The sequence below is a fragment of the Acidimicrobiia bacterium genome (assembly GCA_041394025.1).
GTDB lineage: Bacteria > Actinomycetota > Acidimicrobiia > IMCC26256 > JAOSJL01 > JAOSJL01.
The window spans coordinates 13,474-29,533 of sequence record JAWKJA010000002.1 but is presented as its reverse complement, the minus strand read 5'-3'; the positions used below and the strand labels follow the sequence as shown (position 1 = coordinate 29,533).

The window sequence follows — 16,060 nt, the reverse complement described above, 5'->3', positions numbered from 1 at the left end:
CGCTCCGCGCCGATCGGGTCCTCGCACCGGCAGGGACCTACGGGCCCACCTCGCGCCTCTCGGCGCCACCGCGTCCCTTGAGCCGCACCACCTTGTTGCAGGCGTTGAGGTACGCCCGGGCCGACGCCTCCACGACGTCGGTCGACACGCCCCGGCCCGACGCCCTCACGCCGTCGGCCTCCAACTGCACGACCACGTCGCCGAGTGCGTCGACGCCGCCGGTGACCGACGAGACGTTGAAGTCCAGAAGCGTCGCCTTCACGTCGCACGCCGCCGCTATCGCCTCACAGGCCGCGTCGATGAGGCCGTTGCCCTCCGAGCGCGCACGGACCTCGTCACCGTTGCGCGAGAGCACGACGTCAGCGACCGGAGTGCTCGACGAGCCACCCGCCAGGTCGAGGCTCACGATCTCGAACCCGTGCGAGAAGCCGTGGCCCAGTTCCTCGGCAACGATGGCCTCGAGATCGGCCTCGGTGATCTGCACCTTGCGGTCGGCGAGCTCCTTGAAGCGGTCGAACGCACTGTTGAGCGCGTCGCCCTGGATGCTGATGCCCATCTTCTCGAGGGCGTCGCGGAAGGCGTGACGGCCGGAGTGCTTGCCGAGCACGATCTGCACGGCGTCCTGGCCGACGGTGGACGCGTCGATGATCTCGTAGGTCTCGCGGTCCTCCAGGACCCCGTGCTGGTGGATCCCCGCCTCGTGGGCGAATGCGTTGCGGCCCACCACCGCCTTGTTGTACTGGACCGGGTAGCCGGTGAGACGCGACACGAGGCGGCTCGTGCGCGCCAGCTCCTGGGACCGGACACCCGTCTCCACACCGCCGAAGTAGTCGGGGCGGGTCTTGATCGCCATGACGATCTCCTCGAGCGCCGCGTTGCCGGCGCGCTCGCCGATCCCGTTCATGGCGCACTCCACCTGCCGCGCACCGGCCACCACCCCGGCGAGCGAGTTGGCGACGGCGAGTCCGAGGTCGTCGTGGCAGTGCGTCGAGATGACGTAGTCGCCGGGAACGCTCTCCCGGACGAACTGGATGATCTTGCCGAACTCCTCGGGCACGCCGTAGCCGACCGTGTCGGGGATGTTCAGTGTCGTGGCACCTGCGTCGACCGCCACGCGGAGAACGTCACACATGAACTCGGGATCCGAGCGGCTGCCGTCCTCGGGGGAGAACTCCACGTCGGCGGTGTAGGACGCGGCGCGGGCCACGCCCTCGGCGGCGGAGGCCTTCACCTCGTCGGGTGTCATGCGCAGCTTCTTCTCCATGTGGATCGGCGACGTGGCGATGAAGACGTGGATCCGCGGCTTGTCGGCGTGCCGGACGGCCTCCCATGCCCGGTCGACGTCGGCCAGCCCGGTGCGGCTGAGGCCGGCAATGACGGGGCCACGCACCGACGTGGCAATGGCTTCCACAGCCTCGAAGTCGCCCTCGCTGGCGATCGGGAAACCCGCCTCGATGATGTCGACGCCGAGACGCGCCAGCTGCTCGGCGATCTCGAGCTTTTCGCCGGTGTCCAGCGAGATGCCCGGCGACTGCTCACCGTCGCGCAGTGTGGTGTCGAAGATCTGGACCCTGTCCATCGGTTTCTCTCTCTTCCGTGGGTCGTGGGTGGGGGCTGGTGTCAGGGCATCGAAAAACCCCCCGGCCGGACGGCACGAGGGGTTGCGTCGCGAGCACCGAAAGGGCGCCCGCGACTACATAAGCAGGAGGTCGCGGGTGCTGGCTGCGGCGGTCTGCTTCCGGTTCATGGGCCGCCAATGCTCGCACGGGCCGCACGTGGTGTCAACCCGATTCGGCCGTGACCGACCCATCCACACGGCCCGGGCGTGCCATTCGGTACGGTCGGGATCAACGACGGGAGGCGGGCCATGGTTGTTCGGGTGTTGCGGTGGAGCTTCAACCGCCTCGTGGGCGACGCGTTGCAGGACGTCCAGCGACGCACGCTGCGTGTTCTCCGACGCGTGTTCGTCCTCGGCGTGCTCGTGGCCAGCGGTATCGTCCTGTGGCGTCGCCTGTCGAGTGACGACGGGGCACGGGAGCCCTTCTCCACCGGTGGGCCTGCGCACGACGCTGATCCGCGCGTTCCCGACACCGTGGAACCCGACGACGGCACGTGCCCGGCGTCGCACCCAGTGAAGGCGACGTCGGGAAGCGACGTCTTCCACGTGCCCGGTGGTGCGTTCTACGACCGCACGCACGCCGACGTCTGCTACCGCGATGCGGCGGCGGCGGAGGCGGCCGGCCTGCGGCCCAGCAAGAGGTAGTTGCTCAGTCGAGCTCGATGCCGCGCGCCGAGATGATCCCGGGCTCGGCGCCCAACACCCCGAGAACGTCGTCGGTCACCGGGACCGTCGTGGAGATGGCCATGAGTGCGGCCTCACCGCCGGGTGTGCGGCCGACATCCATGTCGGCGATGTTGACCCCCGCCTCACCCAGAATCGTGCCCACGCGACCGATCATTCCGGGGACGTCGTCGTTGCGGACGACGATCATGTGACGCGACGGCGGAAGATCGACGACGTGCTCGTCGATGCCGACGATCCTCTGTGCGTCCTGCTTGCCGTAGAGCGTTCCCGCCACGTGGACCGGCTCGCCGCCGGCGGTTCCGCGCAGCGAGATCAGGTTGACGTAGTCGTGTGCCGATGACGACGTCGTCTCCCGCACCTGCACGCCGCGCTCGGCGGCGGTCTGCGGTGCGTTGACGAACGAGACAGGCTCGTCGACGACCGGCGCCAGCATTCCGCGCAGGATGCCGAGGGTGAGCACGCCGCAGTCGTAGTCGGCGATCTGGCCCTCGTAGCTGATGTCGACCGAGTCGACGCCGCCGTCGGCCAGGGCCGTGAAGAGACCACCGAGTCGCTCGGCGAGGCCGAGGAAGGGGCGGACGGTCTCGGCCACCTCGGTGGCGGCCACGTTCACGGCGAACGGCACGAGCTCCCCGGAGAGTGCCCGGGCGACCTGATCGGCGATGGTGCGCCCGGCCTTGTCCTGTGCCTCGGTCGTGGACGCGCCCAGGTGGGGGGTGACGACGACGGTGTCGTGGGCGAACAGTGGGCTGTCGGTCGTCGGCTCGTCGGCGAACACGTCGAGCGCGGCGCCCGCGATGCGGCCCTCGGCGACAGCGTCGGCGAGAGCGCCCTCGTCGACGATCCCACCCCGGGCCGTGTTCACGATACGTAGATCCGGTTTGGCGCGGGCCAACACGTCGGCATCGATGAGCCCCGCCGTGTCGGGAGTCTTCGGGAGGTGGACCACCACGAAGTCGGCACCCGCCACGAGATCACCGAGGTCGCCGACGAGCTCGACACCCAGCTGTCGGGCACGGTCCGGACTCACGTAAGGGTCGTAGGCGGTGAGGCGCATACCGAAGGCGAGAGCCCGCTGCGCCACGAGAACCCCGATCCTGCCCAGACCGACGACACCGAGCGTCTTGCCGTGGAGCTCCACACCCTTCCACCGGCTCCGGTTCCAGTGGCCCGCCTTGAGGTCGGCGTTGGCGGCCGGAACGTTGCGCGCCTGCGACAGCAGCAGCGCCAAGGTGTGCTCCGCCGCCGAGAGGACGTTGGACTGCGGCGCGTTGACCACCATCACGCCACGACGCGTGGCAGCCTCGACGTCGACGTTGTCGAGGCCGATTCCGGCGCGCCCGACGACCACGAGGTCGGAGCCGGCGGCCAGGAGCTCGTCGTCGACCTGCGTGGCGCTGCGCACGACGAGCGCGCCGGCACCGTCGACGGCCTTCAGGAGGCCGGCCCGGTCGAGCCCGAGCTGCACATCCGCCTCGAGCCCCGCCGACCGGAGGGTCTCGAGGGCACCGTCGGCCAGTTCCTCGGTGATGAGCACGCGCGTCACGGCGCCGAGCCTAGGCGCCGGTACACCGGGAACTCAGAGCCGATCGGCCATGTCCCCGGCGAGGCTCTCCACCTTCTCCTGTTGGCCGTCCGGCTCGGGAAGGAACGCGGCCTGCACGGTCACGACAGTGTCGTTGGCGAGCAGCGTGACCGAGCCGAAAACCGGCTCGTAGAAGGCCGCGTCACCGACGCCGTCGACCTCCACGGGATCGGTCGCCGCGTCGAGCAGGCTGTCGTAACGTTCCTGGCCGGACTCGCCGGGGATCTCGGTACCCGTGAACACGGAGATCGTGCCCGTCCCGGGCTGCGACTGGTCTTCGCCGACCTCCCACTGGCACTGGTACCCCTGGTCCATCGGGTCGCTGACGGGACCGCCGAACTCCGCCTCGATCTCGGAGGTCTCGAGCAACGTGCACTCGTCGAGCTCCCCACCGTCGTCACCGGTGTCTTCCGTCGCCGACGTGTCCCCGGTCTGCTCGGAGGTCTCGTCCGACGGGCTCGATGTGTCGGATCCGCCATCGTCGTCACCGCTGCTGCATGCAGCGAGCAGTACCGCACACGTCGCCACGAGGGCGAGGAATCTCCGCATCGGTGTCCCGATCGCTTCCACGGGCACCCTCCTTCGCTCGAGGAGCGTCTGTACGCTCCACCAGAAAGCGGGCGAATCGTATTCTCACCCCAGGAGGTTCGCCAATCGCCCGATACCCTCGGTGATGTCGTCGTCGGAGGCCGCGAACGTGAACCGGCCGTAGCCGGGCGCGCCGAACGCCTCCCCCGGAACGAACGCGACGCCCGCCTTCTCCAGGACGATCTCGGCGAGATCGAGAGTCGTCGACACCGGCCGACCTGCGATCGTGCGGCCGAGCACCGCCTGGAAGGACGGGAAGCAGTAGAACGCGCCCTGGGGCTCGAGGCACACGACGTCGGGAATGTTCGTGAGCATCTCGTGCATGCGGGTGCCACGACGCGCGTACGCCTCCCGCATCTCGGCGACGGCCGACAGGTCGCCCGACACGGCGGCGAGCGCGGCGACCTGTGACACGTTGGCGACGTTGGAGGTGGTGTGGGACTGGAATCGCGTGGCGGCGGCTGTGACGTCGGTAGGCCCGATCATCCAGCCGACCCGCCAACCCGTCATGGCGTAGGTCTTGGCCACGCCGTTGACGACGACGCACCGGTCGACGATCTCGGGAACGAGGACCGGAAGCGAGCTGAACTCGTTGTCGCCGTAGACGAGATGCTCGTAGATCTCGTCGGTGACGACCCACACGTCGTGTTCGACCGCCCAGCGGCCGATGGCCTCGACCTCCTCGGGGGGGTAGACCGCCCCGGAGGGGTTGTCGGGTGACACGAACAGCAGTGCCTTCGTCCGGTCGGTGCGCGCGGCCTCCAACTCGTCGACGGTGACCCGGAAGCCGGAGGCCTCCGACGTCGGCAGGACGACGGGTACACCGCCCGCGAGCGCGATCGACTCGGGATAGGTGGTCCAGTACGGTGCCGGCACGAGCACCTCGTCACCCGGGTCGAGGAGCACCTGGAACGCGTTGTACACGGCGTGCTTGCCGCCGTTGGCCACGAGTACCTGCGACGACTCGCACGGCAGCCCCGAGTCGCGCAGCGTCTTGGCGGCGATCGCCTCGCGCAGCTCGGGAAGCCCTGCTGCCGGTGAGTACTGGTGGTTGACCGGGTCGGCGCACGCGGCGGCGGCGGCCTCGACGATGTGTTGCGGCGTGGCGAAGTCGGGCTCCCCGGCGCCGAACCCGATGACCGACTCGCCGGCGGCCCGCATCTCCTTGGCCTTGGCGGACACGGCCAGGGTGGCGGACTCGGTGATGGCGCCGACGCGTCGGCTGATCCGGCTCATGGTGTGATCTTGTCACGCCCACGATGCCGGCGAACGACCGATTGTGGCCCGTGACCCGACGAGTCGGGTCCGCGAGGCACGATCTCGGCGCCCGTAACGTTGACGCAGCATGCTCAGCGGATCGAGGGCGCTGGCCGCCTCACTTCTCCTCTTCGCCGCTCTTCCGACGGCAACCGCCGCCGCGCACGACGGGCACGACGCCGACGTCCACCCCGAGGCGTGGATCCTCGTCGACGCCGACTCCGGCGCGGTGCTCAGCGCCCACAACGATCACGAGGCCCTCCCGCCCGCGAGCGTCGTCAAGGTCATGACCGCGCTGGTGGCCCTCGAAGAGGCACCCCTCGACTCGGAGATCACGGTCAGCGCCGACGCCGCGAGTCGCCCTGCACGTCGCATCGCCATGCGGGAGGGCCAGGTCTGGCCGCTCGAGGACGCCCTGGCCTCGATGCTCATCGTGTCGGCCAACGATGCGGCGTGGGCTGTGGCCGAGGGCGTGTCGGGCGACCTCGACTCCTTCGCCGATGACGCCGAGCGCATCGGTGAGCGCTACGGGATGCAGGACTCCACCTTCGCCGATCCCGCCGGACTCGACGACGGCGTCTACTCGCACGGGGAGGGCAGCCGGTTCTCTGCGTACGACCTGGCGATCGCCGCCCGCAACTTTCTGGCCGTGCCCGAACTGGCTCAGTTGCCACCGCTTCCGACCTACGAGTTCACCGGCCCCGACGGTGTCCCACACCGGCTACTCAGCCAGAACACGTTGATCGGAACCTACGACGGAGCGACCGGTCTCAAGACCGGGTCGACCGAACGCGCGGGACACACCTTCATCGCCACCGCTGAACGCGATGGTCGCACGATGATCGCCGTCGTGATGGGTACGGCCGACCCGTACGGACACGCCGCCCGGCTCCTCGACCAGGGATTCGCCACGGAGCCCGCTGCGGAGGGGATCGGAGAAACGCTGCCGGCCGTGGCCGTCACGACCCACGACATGCGGTCCGCCTTCCTCGGCGGCGCACCGCCGACACTCCGGCCACTCGTGGAAGCGGCGTTCGCCGCGTCCGTGCGCGGCTACGAGTGGGTACAGCCGCCGACACCGACGGCCGAACAGGGCGTCGACGACCCCGACGGTGCCGGTGCGACCGTACAGGACAGCAACGCCGACGACGGCGCCGGCGCACCCTGGGTGTGGATCCTCGTGGGGGCCGCGGGCTCCCTCCTCTTCCTCCTCCTCGCGCGCCGGCGGTCCGTCATGGCGCGTCGGCGCCTGCGCGAGGCACGTCGGCGCGAACTGGCCGAAGCGGCGCGACGCGGCACGATCCACGTCGTGCAGTCGGCGGGAGGTCAGTCCGAGGGCGAACGGGTTCGCAAGCACCCGAGCATGCGGGGCCGCGACGGACGCCGCGTCGGTGTCGGCGTCCCACCGGGTCGAGCCGACCGCTGAACCACGGCGCCGACCGGGTTCCTGTCAGCCGGTTCGCTCCGGCTCGTCGGTCGTTGCCGGGGATCCCGACGCCCACGCGTGGAGATCGTGGAGCCGTTCGTCGTTGGAGAAGATCTCGGTCATCGGGAGGCTGAGGCCCAGGCGCCGCTGGAGAAAGCGCACGTCGTTCTCCTGGTCCCAGAGACACAGCGTCACGGCCACCCCGGTCTCACCGGCACGGGCAGTTCGGCCCGAGCGGTGGAGATACTGCTTGGCATCCTCGGCCGGGTCGTAGTGCACGACGACGTCGATGTCGTCGACGTGGATTCCACGTGCCGCGACGTCGGTGGCGACGAGAACCGGCAGCTTCCCCGACGAGAACTGCTTCAGGGCGCGCTCCCGGGCGGCCTGGCGGAGGTCGCCGTGGATGGCACCCGCCTTCACACCGTCGCGCTGGAGCTGTCGCACGAGGCGGTCCGCACCCCGCTTGGTGCGCACGAAGATCAAGGTGCGGTACGCGCTCTCGCTGATCGCCGCGGCGACCTTCACCTTGTCCATCTGATGGACGTGGAGGAAGAGGTGCTCCATGGCGTCGACCGTCACCTCGGCCGACTCGACCTCGTGGAAGACCGGGTCCTCCATGTACCGGTCGACGAGCTGATTCACCGCCCGGTCGAGGGTGGCGGAGTAGAGCAGCGTCTGGTGGGGCGACTCGATGCCACGGAGTATCTTCTGGACCTGCGGCATGAACCCCATGTCGGCCATCCGGTCGGCCTCGTCGAGCACGAGGACGCTCACGTCGGACACCGACAGCTCGCGGCGCTCGATGAGGTCGATGAGTCGGCCTGGGGTTCCGACAACGACGTCGACCCCGTCCTCGAGGCGGTCGATCTGCGGGTCGATCGACACGCCGCCGTACACGGCGGTGATCGTACGGTCGACGACCTCGGCGAGAGGTCGGAGCTCGTCGGCGACCTGGTTGGCGAGCTCACGGGTGGGAACGAGGACGAGGCCCCGGGGGTGGTGCGGGTCGGCGACGTCGACACGCTCCAGGAGCGGAAGACCGAACGCGAGCGTCTTGCCCGAGCCCGTCTTGGCCTTCCCGCAGATGTCGTGACCGTCGAGGCCGTCGGGGATCGACATCTCCTGGATGTCGAAGGGCTCGGTGATTCCGCGTTTCTTGAGCGCGGTCGTGAGATCGGACGAGACGCCGAGCGTCTCGAAGGTGGTGGTCATATGGTGTCTCGCTTCTCTGGGAGGGTCCGGGGCCCGCCGACCCAGCATGCGAAACACACCGGAGGTGAGGAGGGCCCGCGAGCGCGCGTGGAAGGCGCCTGCTCGCGGCCGTCAGTCTACCGGATCGTCGACCACTACCAGGGCATGGCGACCCCGCCGTTGGGTCGCTCGATCTGACCCGTCACGAAGCCTGCGGCGTCCGACACCAGGAACAGGATGGCGTTGGCGACGTCCTGAGCCGTCCCGACGCGCTGGAGCGGGGCCATCCGCCCGAAGTTGGTCCGGTACTTCTCGAGGCGCTCGGGGTCGACCTCGCCCTCGTCGTCGACGAAGTGCTGGCGCGAGAAGTTCGTCTCGATGATGCCGGGTGCGAGGGCGTTGACCCGGATGCCCGACCGGCCGGCCTCGGTGGCGAGGACCTTCGTCAACTGGGCCACGGCCGCCTTGGCCATCCCGTAGACGGCCAGCGTCGGGGCCGGGGTGTCGATGGCCCCCGACGACAGGTTGATGATCGAGCCCGACCCCTGGGGCGCCATCACCCGCATGGCGGCCCGGCACCCGTACCACACTCCCTTCAGGTTGATCGCGAGGATGCGCTCGAAGTCGTCGTCGGGCGTGTCGACGACCATGTTGTTGTACGGCACGCCCGCGATGTTGCCCATGATGTCGAGGCGTCCGAACTCGTTCACTGCACCGTCGACGAGGGCGTCAACGTCGGCTCGCTGCGTGACATCGGTCCGGATGACCGCGGCCGCGGCCCCTCCGGCGATGATCTCGTCGGCTGTCGCCTGCGCGCCCGCCTCGTCGATGTCACCGAGCATCACAGAGGCTCCCGCCCCTGCAAGTGTGAGAGCTGTCGCCTTCCCGATGCCGCTCCCGGCGCCGGTCAGCGCGGCCACCCGGCCGCTGAGATCGAATGACTGTCGCGGATCGTCCACGCGCTTCTCCCTGCGTCGGCCGGTCGCATCGACCGGGCACCGAGCCTAGGCAGGGTCGCCGTAGACGGGCGAAAGCGCCCGACTCAGGAGTTGAAGGCCACGGCCTCGTCGTAGAGGCGCACGATCGTGTCGGCGTACCACTGGCTGCTCGCCCACGTGGTGGCGAGCCCGCCGACCCGCGGCGCCTTGCCCTTCGGGCTCACGTAGTGGAACCGCGGGTCCACGAGAGGGGCGTGGAGGGTCGACGGGGCCGCCTTCCAGTCGGCGTAGGCGCGCAGGTGCTGGATCTGGGCACGGACACCGGTCTTCGGGTCCGTGAACGTCGCGCCGTGGGCGCCGCCGTCGACCGCCCCGATCCCGGCGTAGTTGTTCTGCGACGCCGACACCTGGCCACCGAACTGGAACCAGCCGGTCTCGACCACGGCCTGCACGAAGGCCACGTCGCCGCGCACACCCTCTCGGTGGCCCTCCATCAGGTAGAGAAAGGCGAGGTCCTCGATCGTGACCCCGTTGAGTCTCGCCGTGTGGCCCGACGACCGGTACCAGTCGGCGAGCTGCTCGTGGCTGAGGCACGACTGGCCCATGATGGGCATCTGGAGGTCGGGCTCGGCGCACTCGATGGGCCCGAAGGGGCCCTGGACGGTCTTGGGCACGCACGCACCGAGGGCGAGTGCGGCCACGACAGCGAGCACGGCGGTGCGACAGCGGGCTGTCCACATGCGAGTGTGTTCGGCCCCCGGTGCTCCCGACTTGAGCGTCCTCGCCGATCACGCCAGAGGTTCCAGCGATTCATCCCCCACAGCCGTTCAACTTCCGGTGCAGCCGTGCCGATGACCCGAGGGTGCCCAGCCCGCTCCTCCGCCGCCACGCGCCCCGGGCGCTGCTCGTCGCCTGCTGCCTCGCGGCACTCTCCCTCGTGCCGGCCGCCGCCGCTCCTGCGCCCGACGGCGCCGGAACCGCCGACGAGGCCACGACCCCGCTGCTCGGTGGGAGCCGGCTGACGACCGACGAGATCGTCGCGTGGTACGTGTCCACCGGACACACACCGCGCATCGGCGTCGACCTCCCGGAGCTGGTGGCGCTGTTCCTCGAGGAGGGTGCTGTCGAAGGTGTGCGCGGCGACATCGCCTTCGCCCAGTCGATGGTCGAGACCGGCTACCTGCACTTCCCCGAGGGCGGGCAGGTGCGGCCCGAGGACAACAACTTCGCGGGGATCGGCGCGTTCGACGACGGTCGGCGGGGCAGCGGCTACCCCGACGCGCGCACCGGCGTGCGGGCGCAGATGCAGCTCCTGCACGGCTACGCCGAGGTGCTCGACGGGGAAGGGCGTCTCCTGAACCCCCCGGCTCACCGTCGGGGCGCCGCACCGACCTGGGAGGAGATGGGTGGGGGCAACTGGGCCACCGATCCCGGGTACGCGGGGAAGGTGCTGCGCGTCTACGCCGACATGCTGGCGTCGGCCGGGCTCGAGCCCGACGCCCCACCCCCACCGGTCCCCGAGGTGGTACCGGCCTCGGAGACTCCCGAACCGGAACCGCTGCCACCTCCCCCACCCCCGCCCCCCGACGAGGCCCCGTTCGGCTACTGGGCCGCCGACGCGGGCGGCCAGGTGCACGACCGCGGGATCATGCGCTTCCTGGGATCGGCGGCGCGACGCGCTCTCGCGGCCCCCGTGGCCGACATCGAGGCGTATCCGGCGGGCAACGGCTACTGGATCGTCACGGCCGACGGCGCCGTCTTCGACTTCGGCGACGCCAACTACCACGGGTCGCTCGAGGGGCGACTCGACGACAGCCCGGTCGTGGCGCTCGCGGTCACGACGTCGGGTGAGGGCTACTGGATCGCGCAGGCGAACGGCGCGGTGACGGCCTTTGGCGACGCGCTGGGTACACGGCCCGCCTCCCTGTCCGACGCGGTGACAGGCGTCTCCGACATCGCGGCCACCGCCGAGGGCTCCTTCAGCGTGCTGCTGGCCGACGGCACGGTGCAGGCCGGGGACGGCTCCGGGTGGAGTGTGACGACACCGGTGGTCGGCCGGGCCGTGGCGCTGGAGCCGACCCCCGACGGTGCCGGAGCATGGGTTCTCGACGAGTCCGGTGGCGTCCACACGCTCGGCTCCGCCGTGAATGCGGGCGACGTCTCCGCCGACGACGGCGTGTCGGTCGTCGATCTCCAGGCGACGACCTCGGGTGAGGGCTACTGGATCGCGTCGGCAGATGGTTCCGTCGCCTCGTTCGGTGACGCCGGGACGTTCCCGCAGCCGTCGCGCGCCGCCCGCTTGGTCGGGATCACCGCGCCGCGGTGACGTCGGGGCCCGCGACGGGCCCGCTGCAACAGGCGCCGCCTGCGGAGTCCGACGTCGGATCGTCGTCCACGACCGTGTAGAGCTCCCAGGCTGCGTCGTCCGGACCCGTCACCCACGCCTTGTCCTGCTCGGCGTGGCAGCAGACATCGCGCGACACGTCGCCGGGCTCGAGGCCCGCCTCGCCGATTCGCCGCGTGGCGGTGGTCACCTCGGCCGTCGTCGGCATCTCCACGCCCAGGTGGTTCAGGGTTCCGGGTTCACCCGAGCCCTCGAACAGCACCAGCTTGAGCGGCGGGTCGGCGACCGCGAAATTGGCGTAGCCGTCGCGGCGCTTGGTCGGATCTGTTCCGAAGAGCCGACGGTAGAAGTCGACGGCCTCGTCGAGGTCGGACACGTTGAGAGCGAGTTGGAGCCGGGCCATCGTGGGTTCCTCCTGTCCGCCTCGACGGCGGGTCGGGTATGCGTCTCTGTTGTCTATCGATGAGTGTCGATACTTGCACAGGGTATCGACATTTGTCAATATGTAGCCATGTCACCGTCCCCCGGCCTCTGCTGTGCCCCGATCGCGGACGCCCCCCTGAGCGAGGAGGAGGCCGCCGCGCTGTCGTCGGCTCTCCGGGCGCTCGCCGACCCCGTGCGACTGCGCCTCCTGAGCCTCATCGCGGCGCACCCGGGTGGCGAGGTGTGCGCCTGTGAGCTCGTCGACGCCGTCGGGCGCTCCCAGCCCACGGTGAGCCACCACCTGAAGGTCCTCCACGAGGCGGGGCTGCTGGACCGCGAACGCCGTGGCACGTGGATCCACTACCGGATCGCACCGACGCGGCTCGCAGAGGTGCAGCGGGCACTCTCCCCCACCGGCTCGACGGAGGCGAAGACCGCCTGAGCCGCAGCGGTTGTGCCACTCTCAAGGGCATGAGCGCGTCGGTGACGCCCGATCATGCACCGACAGGTACACCCCTGTCGTGAGAAGAGGCGACCAGCTCCGCGACATCGGGCGTCAGTACCGCCAGTCGGTGATCCTGGCGGCCGCTGTGGGTGCCGTCACGGGCCTCGGAGTCGTCCTCTACGACGAGATCGTCGTCGAACTGATGCTCGAGGCCGTCTACGACGCCCCACTGTGGGTTGCTGCCTTCATGCCGCTCGTCGGCCTGCTCGTCGCCGCCGTGCTCATCCAGTGGGTCGGTGGTCAGTCGACCGAGACCACCGACGCGTACATCCGCAACTACCACGACCCGACACGTGACCTCGACCAACGGCCACTCCTCGGGCGACTGGCTGCATCGATCGCGACCATCGGGTCGGGAGGGGCCATGGGCCTCGAGGGGCCGTCCGTCTACATCGGCGCGGGGATCGGCAGTGAGATCCAGAAGCGGTTCGCGCGGATCTTCAGTTTCGATCATCCCAAGGTGCTCATGGTCGCCGGTGCGGCAGCGGGGGTCGCGGCGATCTTCAAGACCCCGGCCACGGGCGCGATCTTCGCCCTCGAGGTTCCCTACCAGGGAGACCTCGCCCGGCGGATGCTGCTGCCGGCGCTCGTCGCCGCTGCATCCGGCTATCTGGTGTTCGTGGGCTTCGAGGGAACCGGGCGCCTCCTCCCCGTGCTGGGCGCTCCGGCGTTCGACCTCCGTGACGTCGGAGGAGCCATCGTTCTCGGCGTCGGCGCTGGTCTGCTCGCCCGGGTCTTCGCCATGTTGATGCGTGAGGCCAAGGCCCTCGCCCAACGCACCCATCCGTACGTTCGTGCCCTGGGTGGGGGGATCGCACTCGCCGCGATCTTCGCAGCCTGTCGGTTCCTGACCGGTGACAGCCTCACACTCGGACCGGGTTTCAACGCCGTGGAGTGGGCCATCGAGGACTCCAGCCGCGGTGTGGCCATTGTCCTGGGTGTGTTCGCGCTCCGGACGATCGCGACGTCGGCCACCGTCGCGGGGGGTGGGGCGGGAGGCCTCTTCGTGCCCCTCGTGGTGGCAGGGGCCCTCTTCGGACGTGCCGTGGGAGGGATCGTCGGGGCCGTCGACACGACGTTGTTCACCGTGATCGGTGTGGCGGCGTTCCTCGGTGCCGGCTACCGCGTTCCCCTCGCCGCGGTGATGTTCGTGGCCGAGTCGACGGGCCGTGCGGGGTTCGTCGTCCCCGGGGTGATCGCTGCCGTGGCGGCCGAGCTCGTGATGGGCCGATCGTCGGTGACCAAGTACCAGGTGTGGGCGGCGAACGAACCCGTCGAACCCGAGCACGCCTCCCCACCCGACACGGAAGGCGCGAGCGACGACCCGGACGATGTCGACGCGGACGAACCCGACGACACCGACGGTTCCGGGTCGGATCGCGACACGTAGCCGGACGCGCGCCGTGGTCCCTGTCGCGGAGCGCGGCTGTCGGTAGTCTCGGTCTGCCGGCACGCCACTGCCGGTCATGGCCTGACGAACGGCGGGCCGACCACGAACCGGGGAGCGTGCGCCATGGCCGACGTCGAGATCTACGGGATGGAAGGTGACGACGAGGCCGCCGCAGCGGTCGGGCGCCACTGGTGGGTCTTCGCGCTGACCGGGCTCGGGGTCCTGATCTTCGGCATCCTCGTCCTGGCGCTGCCCCGCACCCTCCTGGTCATCGCGGTCGTCGTCGGTCTCGGGATGATCTTCTTCGGCATCCTCGAGGTCGTCCACGGTTTCGTGATGCGGAGCCTGCCGATGTGGTGGCTCTACTCCCTCAGAGGTGCAGTGAGCACCGTCTTCGGCATCGTTCTGGTCGCGTGGCCCGACCGGACGGCGGAGGTCATCGCCGTCCTCGTGGGGATCTACCTGATCCTGGCGGGGCTGTTCCAGTTCCTCATGGTGCTCGCCGTCCCCGACGCCGACGACCGCGGGCTCTACATCCTCCTCGCCATCATCGCCGTCATCCTCGGCATCTTCGTGCTGCGCGATCCCGACCGCTCACTGCGGATCGTCGCCCTGATCGTCGGAGCGTGGTTCGTGTTCTTCGGGATGCTCGAGATCGTGTCGGCGTTCGGCATCAGGGCGCTGGGCAGGGAGTCGAGCGACTCCTCACCCGACGGCACCTGACCTCGAATCGGTCACACTCACTCGGAGGTGCTCCGTCCTCCGACACTGGTCGTACCCCCGAGTAACGACACGCCCCGGGCGACGATCGTGACAAGGAAGACCTGGCCGATGAGCGCCTCGAGGACCGTGAGCGACTGCCCAAAGCCCTCTGCCGGCGTCAAGTCGCCGAAACCGAGCGTCGTGAGCGTCACGAAGCTGAAGTAGTAGAAGTCCCCCGTCGTCGGGTCGCTGACCTGGTTGAAGAAGCTCGTCTGGGTGACGCCGTCAACGCCCAGAAAAAGAAGTGCGAAGACGCTGCCGAGACCCACGTACACGCAGAGGAGGCCGAGGATCGTCTCTCCCGTGACGGTTGTGTGTCTCCACACTCGCCCGAGAATCACCAGTGGAATGATCGCCAGCATGGCGGTGTTGATCAATGAACCGACGCCACGAAGCTCGGGAACATCAGCGATGTGGGCTGCGACCTGAAAGCCAACCGCACACGCGCCCAGGATGATGACGAGGATCATCACCCGGCGCTCGACACGCGACGTCAGCAGGGCGGTCACGATCGTAGCGAGCGTCAGAACCGCGGCGATCGTGCGCATCCAGTCGGCACCGGTGCTCATCGACAGCACGAAGGTCATGACCAGGAGCCCGAGCACGACGCCATAGCTGTCAGCTGGTCGGAGCAGCGGCGTCACACGCGTGCGTCCCCAACTCACTGGCACGGCGTTCTCCTGAGGCCCGGTCACGCGGATAGCGTCGCGTGCGCGGAAGCGACAGAGAGGGACCCCCGATGGTGCGCACCGATTCGACGATGGTGGCGCTGGGCTCGCCGGCCCCCGGTTTTCGGCTTCCCGATCCGTCCGGCAGCGAGTTCGGCCTCGACGACTTCGCCGACGCACCGGCTCTGCTCGTGATGTTCCTGTGCAACCACTGCCCGTTCGTGCAGCACGTGAGGCGGGAGTTGGCGCTGCTGACGCAGCGCTGGAGCGAGCGGGGCGTGGCCGTCGTGGCCATCAACAGCAACGACGTCGGGGCCCAGCCCGACGACTCGCCCGAGAAGATGGCCGCCGAGGCGCGCACCGTCGGCTACACGTTCCCGTACCTCTTCGACGAGACCCAGGAGGTCGCCAGGGCTTTCGGGGCCGCCTGTACGCCCGACTTCTTCCTCTACGACGCCGACCGCAGGCTGGTCTACCGGGGCCAGCTCGACGACAGCCGACCCGACAACGGCGTGCCGGTGACCGGTGAGGACCTCGACGCCGCCATCGACGCCGTGCTCACCGGTTCGGAGGTCCCGGAACCGCAGAAACCCAGCCTGGGCTGCAACATCAAGTGGAGGCCCGGCAACGAGCCCCCCTGGTTCGGTTGAACCCCACCCGGGATGGTGCGAAAGC

General features: G+C 69.5%; 16 protein-coding genes. 7 read left to right on the top strand and 9 right to left on the bottom strand.

Annotated elements, in window-relative coordinates; translation table 11 throughout:
• Nucleotides 1-37: 37 nt before the first annotated feature.
• Nucleotides 38-1,579 (bottom strand): 2-isopropylmalate synthase, encoded by a 1,542-nt coding sequence (locus R3A49_00145; protein MEZ5169142.1) that lies wholly within the window; start codon nucleotides 1,577-1,579, stop codon nucleotides 38-40.
• A 288-nt stretch (nucleotides 1,580-1,867) separates the two neighbouring features.
• Here R3A49_00145 and R3A49_00140 point away from each other — a divergent pair, with 288 nt between their 5' ends.
• The gene (locus R3A49_00140; protein ID MEZ5169141.1) at nucleotides 1,868-2,263 is read left to right on the top strand and encodes a hypothetical protein; all 396 of its coding nucleotides are present in this window, start codon (nucleotides 1,868-1,870) and stop codon (nucleotides 2,261-2,263) included.
• Between the two features lie 4 nt (nucleotides 2,264-2,267).
• Here R3A49_00140 and serA read toward each other — a convergent pair whose 3' ends face one another.
• From serA to R3A49_00125, 3 genes are all read right to left on the bottom strand, one after another.
• Nucleotides 2,268-3,851: a phosphoglycerate dehydrogenase gene (gene serA / locus R3A49_00135; protein MEZ5169140.1), complete on the bottom strand. Its 1,584-nt coding sequence runs from the start codon at nucleotides 3,849-3,851 to the stop codon at nucleotides 2,268-2,270.
• Nucleotides 3,852-3,884: 33 nt separating this feature from the next.
• The gene (locus R3A49_00130; protein MEZ5169139.1) at nucleotides 3,885-4,460 is read right to left on the bottom strand and encodes a DUF3558 family protein; all 576 of its coding nucleotides are present in this window, start codon (nucleotides 4,458-4,460) and stop codon (nucleotides 3,885-3,887) included.
• A gap of 63 nt (nucleotides 4,461-4,523) precedes the next feature.
• Nucleotides 4,524-5,714 (bottom strand): pyridoxal phosphate-dependent aminotransferase, encoded by a 1,191-nt coding sequence (locus tag R3A49_00125; protein ID MEZ5169138.1) that lies wholly within the window; start codon nucleotides 5,712-5,714, stop codon nucleotides 4,524-4,526.
• A 109-nt stretch (nucleotides 5,715-5,823) separates the two neighbouring features.
• On the opposite strand from R3A49_00125, the gene R3A49_00120 reads away from it, so the two are divergent.
• Nucleotides 5,824-7,161, top strand: coding sequence for a serine hydrolase (locus R3A49_00120; GenBank protein ID MEZ5169137.1), 1,338 nt, complete (start codon nucleotides 5,824-5,826; stop codon nucleotides 7,159-7,161).
• A gap of 24 nt (nucleotides 7,162-7,185) precedes the next feature.
• Here R3A49_00120 and R3A49_00115 read toward each other — a convergent pair whose 3' ends face one another.
• The 3 genes from R3A49_00115 to R3A49_00105 form a co-directional block, all read right to left on the bottom strand.
• Nucleotides 7,186-8,376 carry a DEAD/DEAH box helicase gene (locus tag R3A49_00115; GenBank protein ID MEZ5169136.1) on the bottom strand — a complete coding sequence of 397 codons (1,191 nt, stop codon included), beginning with the start codon at nucleotides 8,374-8,376 and terminating at the stop codon, nucleotides 7,186-7,188.
• Between the two features lie 134 nt (nucleotides 8,377-8,510).
• Nucleotides 8,511-9,314: an SDR family NAD(P)-dependent oxidoreductase gene (locus tag R3A49_00110; GenBank protein ID MEZ5169135.1), complete on the bottom strand. Its 804-nt coding sequence runs from the start codon at nucleotides 9,312-9,314 to the stop codon at nucleotides 8,511-8,513.
• Nucleotides 9,315-9,397: 83 nt separating this feature from the next.
• On the bottom strand, nucleotides 9,398-10,033 hold the full coding sequence (locus R3A49_00105; protein ID MEZ5169134.1) for a glucosaminidase domain-containing protein: 636 nt from the start codon (nucleotides 10,031-10,033) through the stop codon (nucleotides 9,398-9,400).
• A gap of 122 nt (nucleotides 10,034-10,155) precedes the next feature.
• On the opposite strand from R3A49_00105, the gene R3A49_00100 reads away from it, so the two are divergent.
• On the top strand, nucleotides 10,156-11,619 hold the full coding sequence (locus tag R3A49_00100) for a glucosaminidase domain-containing protein (protein MEZ5169133.1): 1,464 nt from the start codon (nucleotides 10,156-10,158) through the stop codon (nucleotides 11,617-11,619).
• Here R3A49_00100 and R3A49_00095 read toward each other — a convergent pair.
• Nucleotides 11,603-12,040: an ArsI/CadI family heavy metal resistance metalloenzyme gene (locus R3A49_00095; protein MEZ5169132.1), complete on the bottom strand. Its 438-nt coding sequence runs from the start codon at nucleotides 12,038-12,040 to the stop codon at nucleotides 11,603-11,605. The genes R3A49_00100 and R3A49_00095 overlap by 17 nt on opposite strands.
• A gap of 108 nt (nucleotides 12,041-12,148) precedes the next feature.
• On the opposite strand from R3A49_00095, the gene R3A49_00090 reads away from it, so the two are divergent.
• The 3 genes from R3A49_00090 (at nucleotide 12,149) to R3A49_00080 (ending at nucleotide 14,678) form a co-directional block, all read left to right on the top strand.
• On the top strand, nucleotides 12,149-12,502 hold the full coding sequence (locus R3A49_00090) for a metalloregulator ArsR/SmtB family transcription factor (GenBank protein ID MEZ5169131.1): 354 nt from the start codon (nucleotides 12,149-12,151) through the stop codon (nucleotides 12,500-12,502).
• A gap of 79 nt (nucleotides 12,503-12,581) precedes the next feature.
• Complete coding sequence (locus R3A49_00085) at nucleotides 12,582-13,955, top strand: chloride channel protein (protein ID MEZ5169130.1); 1,374 nt, start codon at nucleotides 12,582-12,584, stop codon at nucleotides 13,953-13,955.
• 123 nt (nucleotides 13,956-14,078) lie between these two features.
• A complete protein-coding gene (locus R3A49_00080; GenBank protein ID MEZ5169129.1) occupies nucleotides 14,079-14,678 on the top strand; it encodes an HdeD family acid-resistance protein in 600 nt (199 codons plus the stop codon).
• A 17-nt stretch (nucleotides 14,679-14,695) separates the two neighbouring features.
• Here the strand turns inward: R3A49_00080 and R3A49_00075 are convergent, their stop codons facing one another.
• Nucleotides 14,696-15,388, bottom strand: a complete 693-nt coding sequence (locus R3A49_00075) for a potassium channel family protein (GenBank protein ID MEZ5169128.1) — start codon at nucleotides 15,386-15,388, stop codon at nucleotides 14,696-14,698.
• A gap of 68 nt (nucleotides 15,389-15,456) precedes the next feature.
• On the opposite strand from R3A49_00075, the gene R3A49_00070 reads away from it, so the two are divergent.
• Nucleotides 15,457-16,035, top strand: coding sequence for a thioredoxin family protein (locus tag R3A49_00070; GenBank protein ID MEZ5169127.1), 579 nt, complete (start codon nucleotides 15,457-15,459; stop codon nucleotides 16,033-16,035).
• Nucleotides 16,036-16,060: the final 25 nt, after the last annotated feature.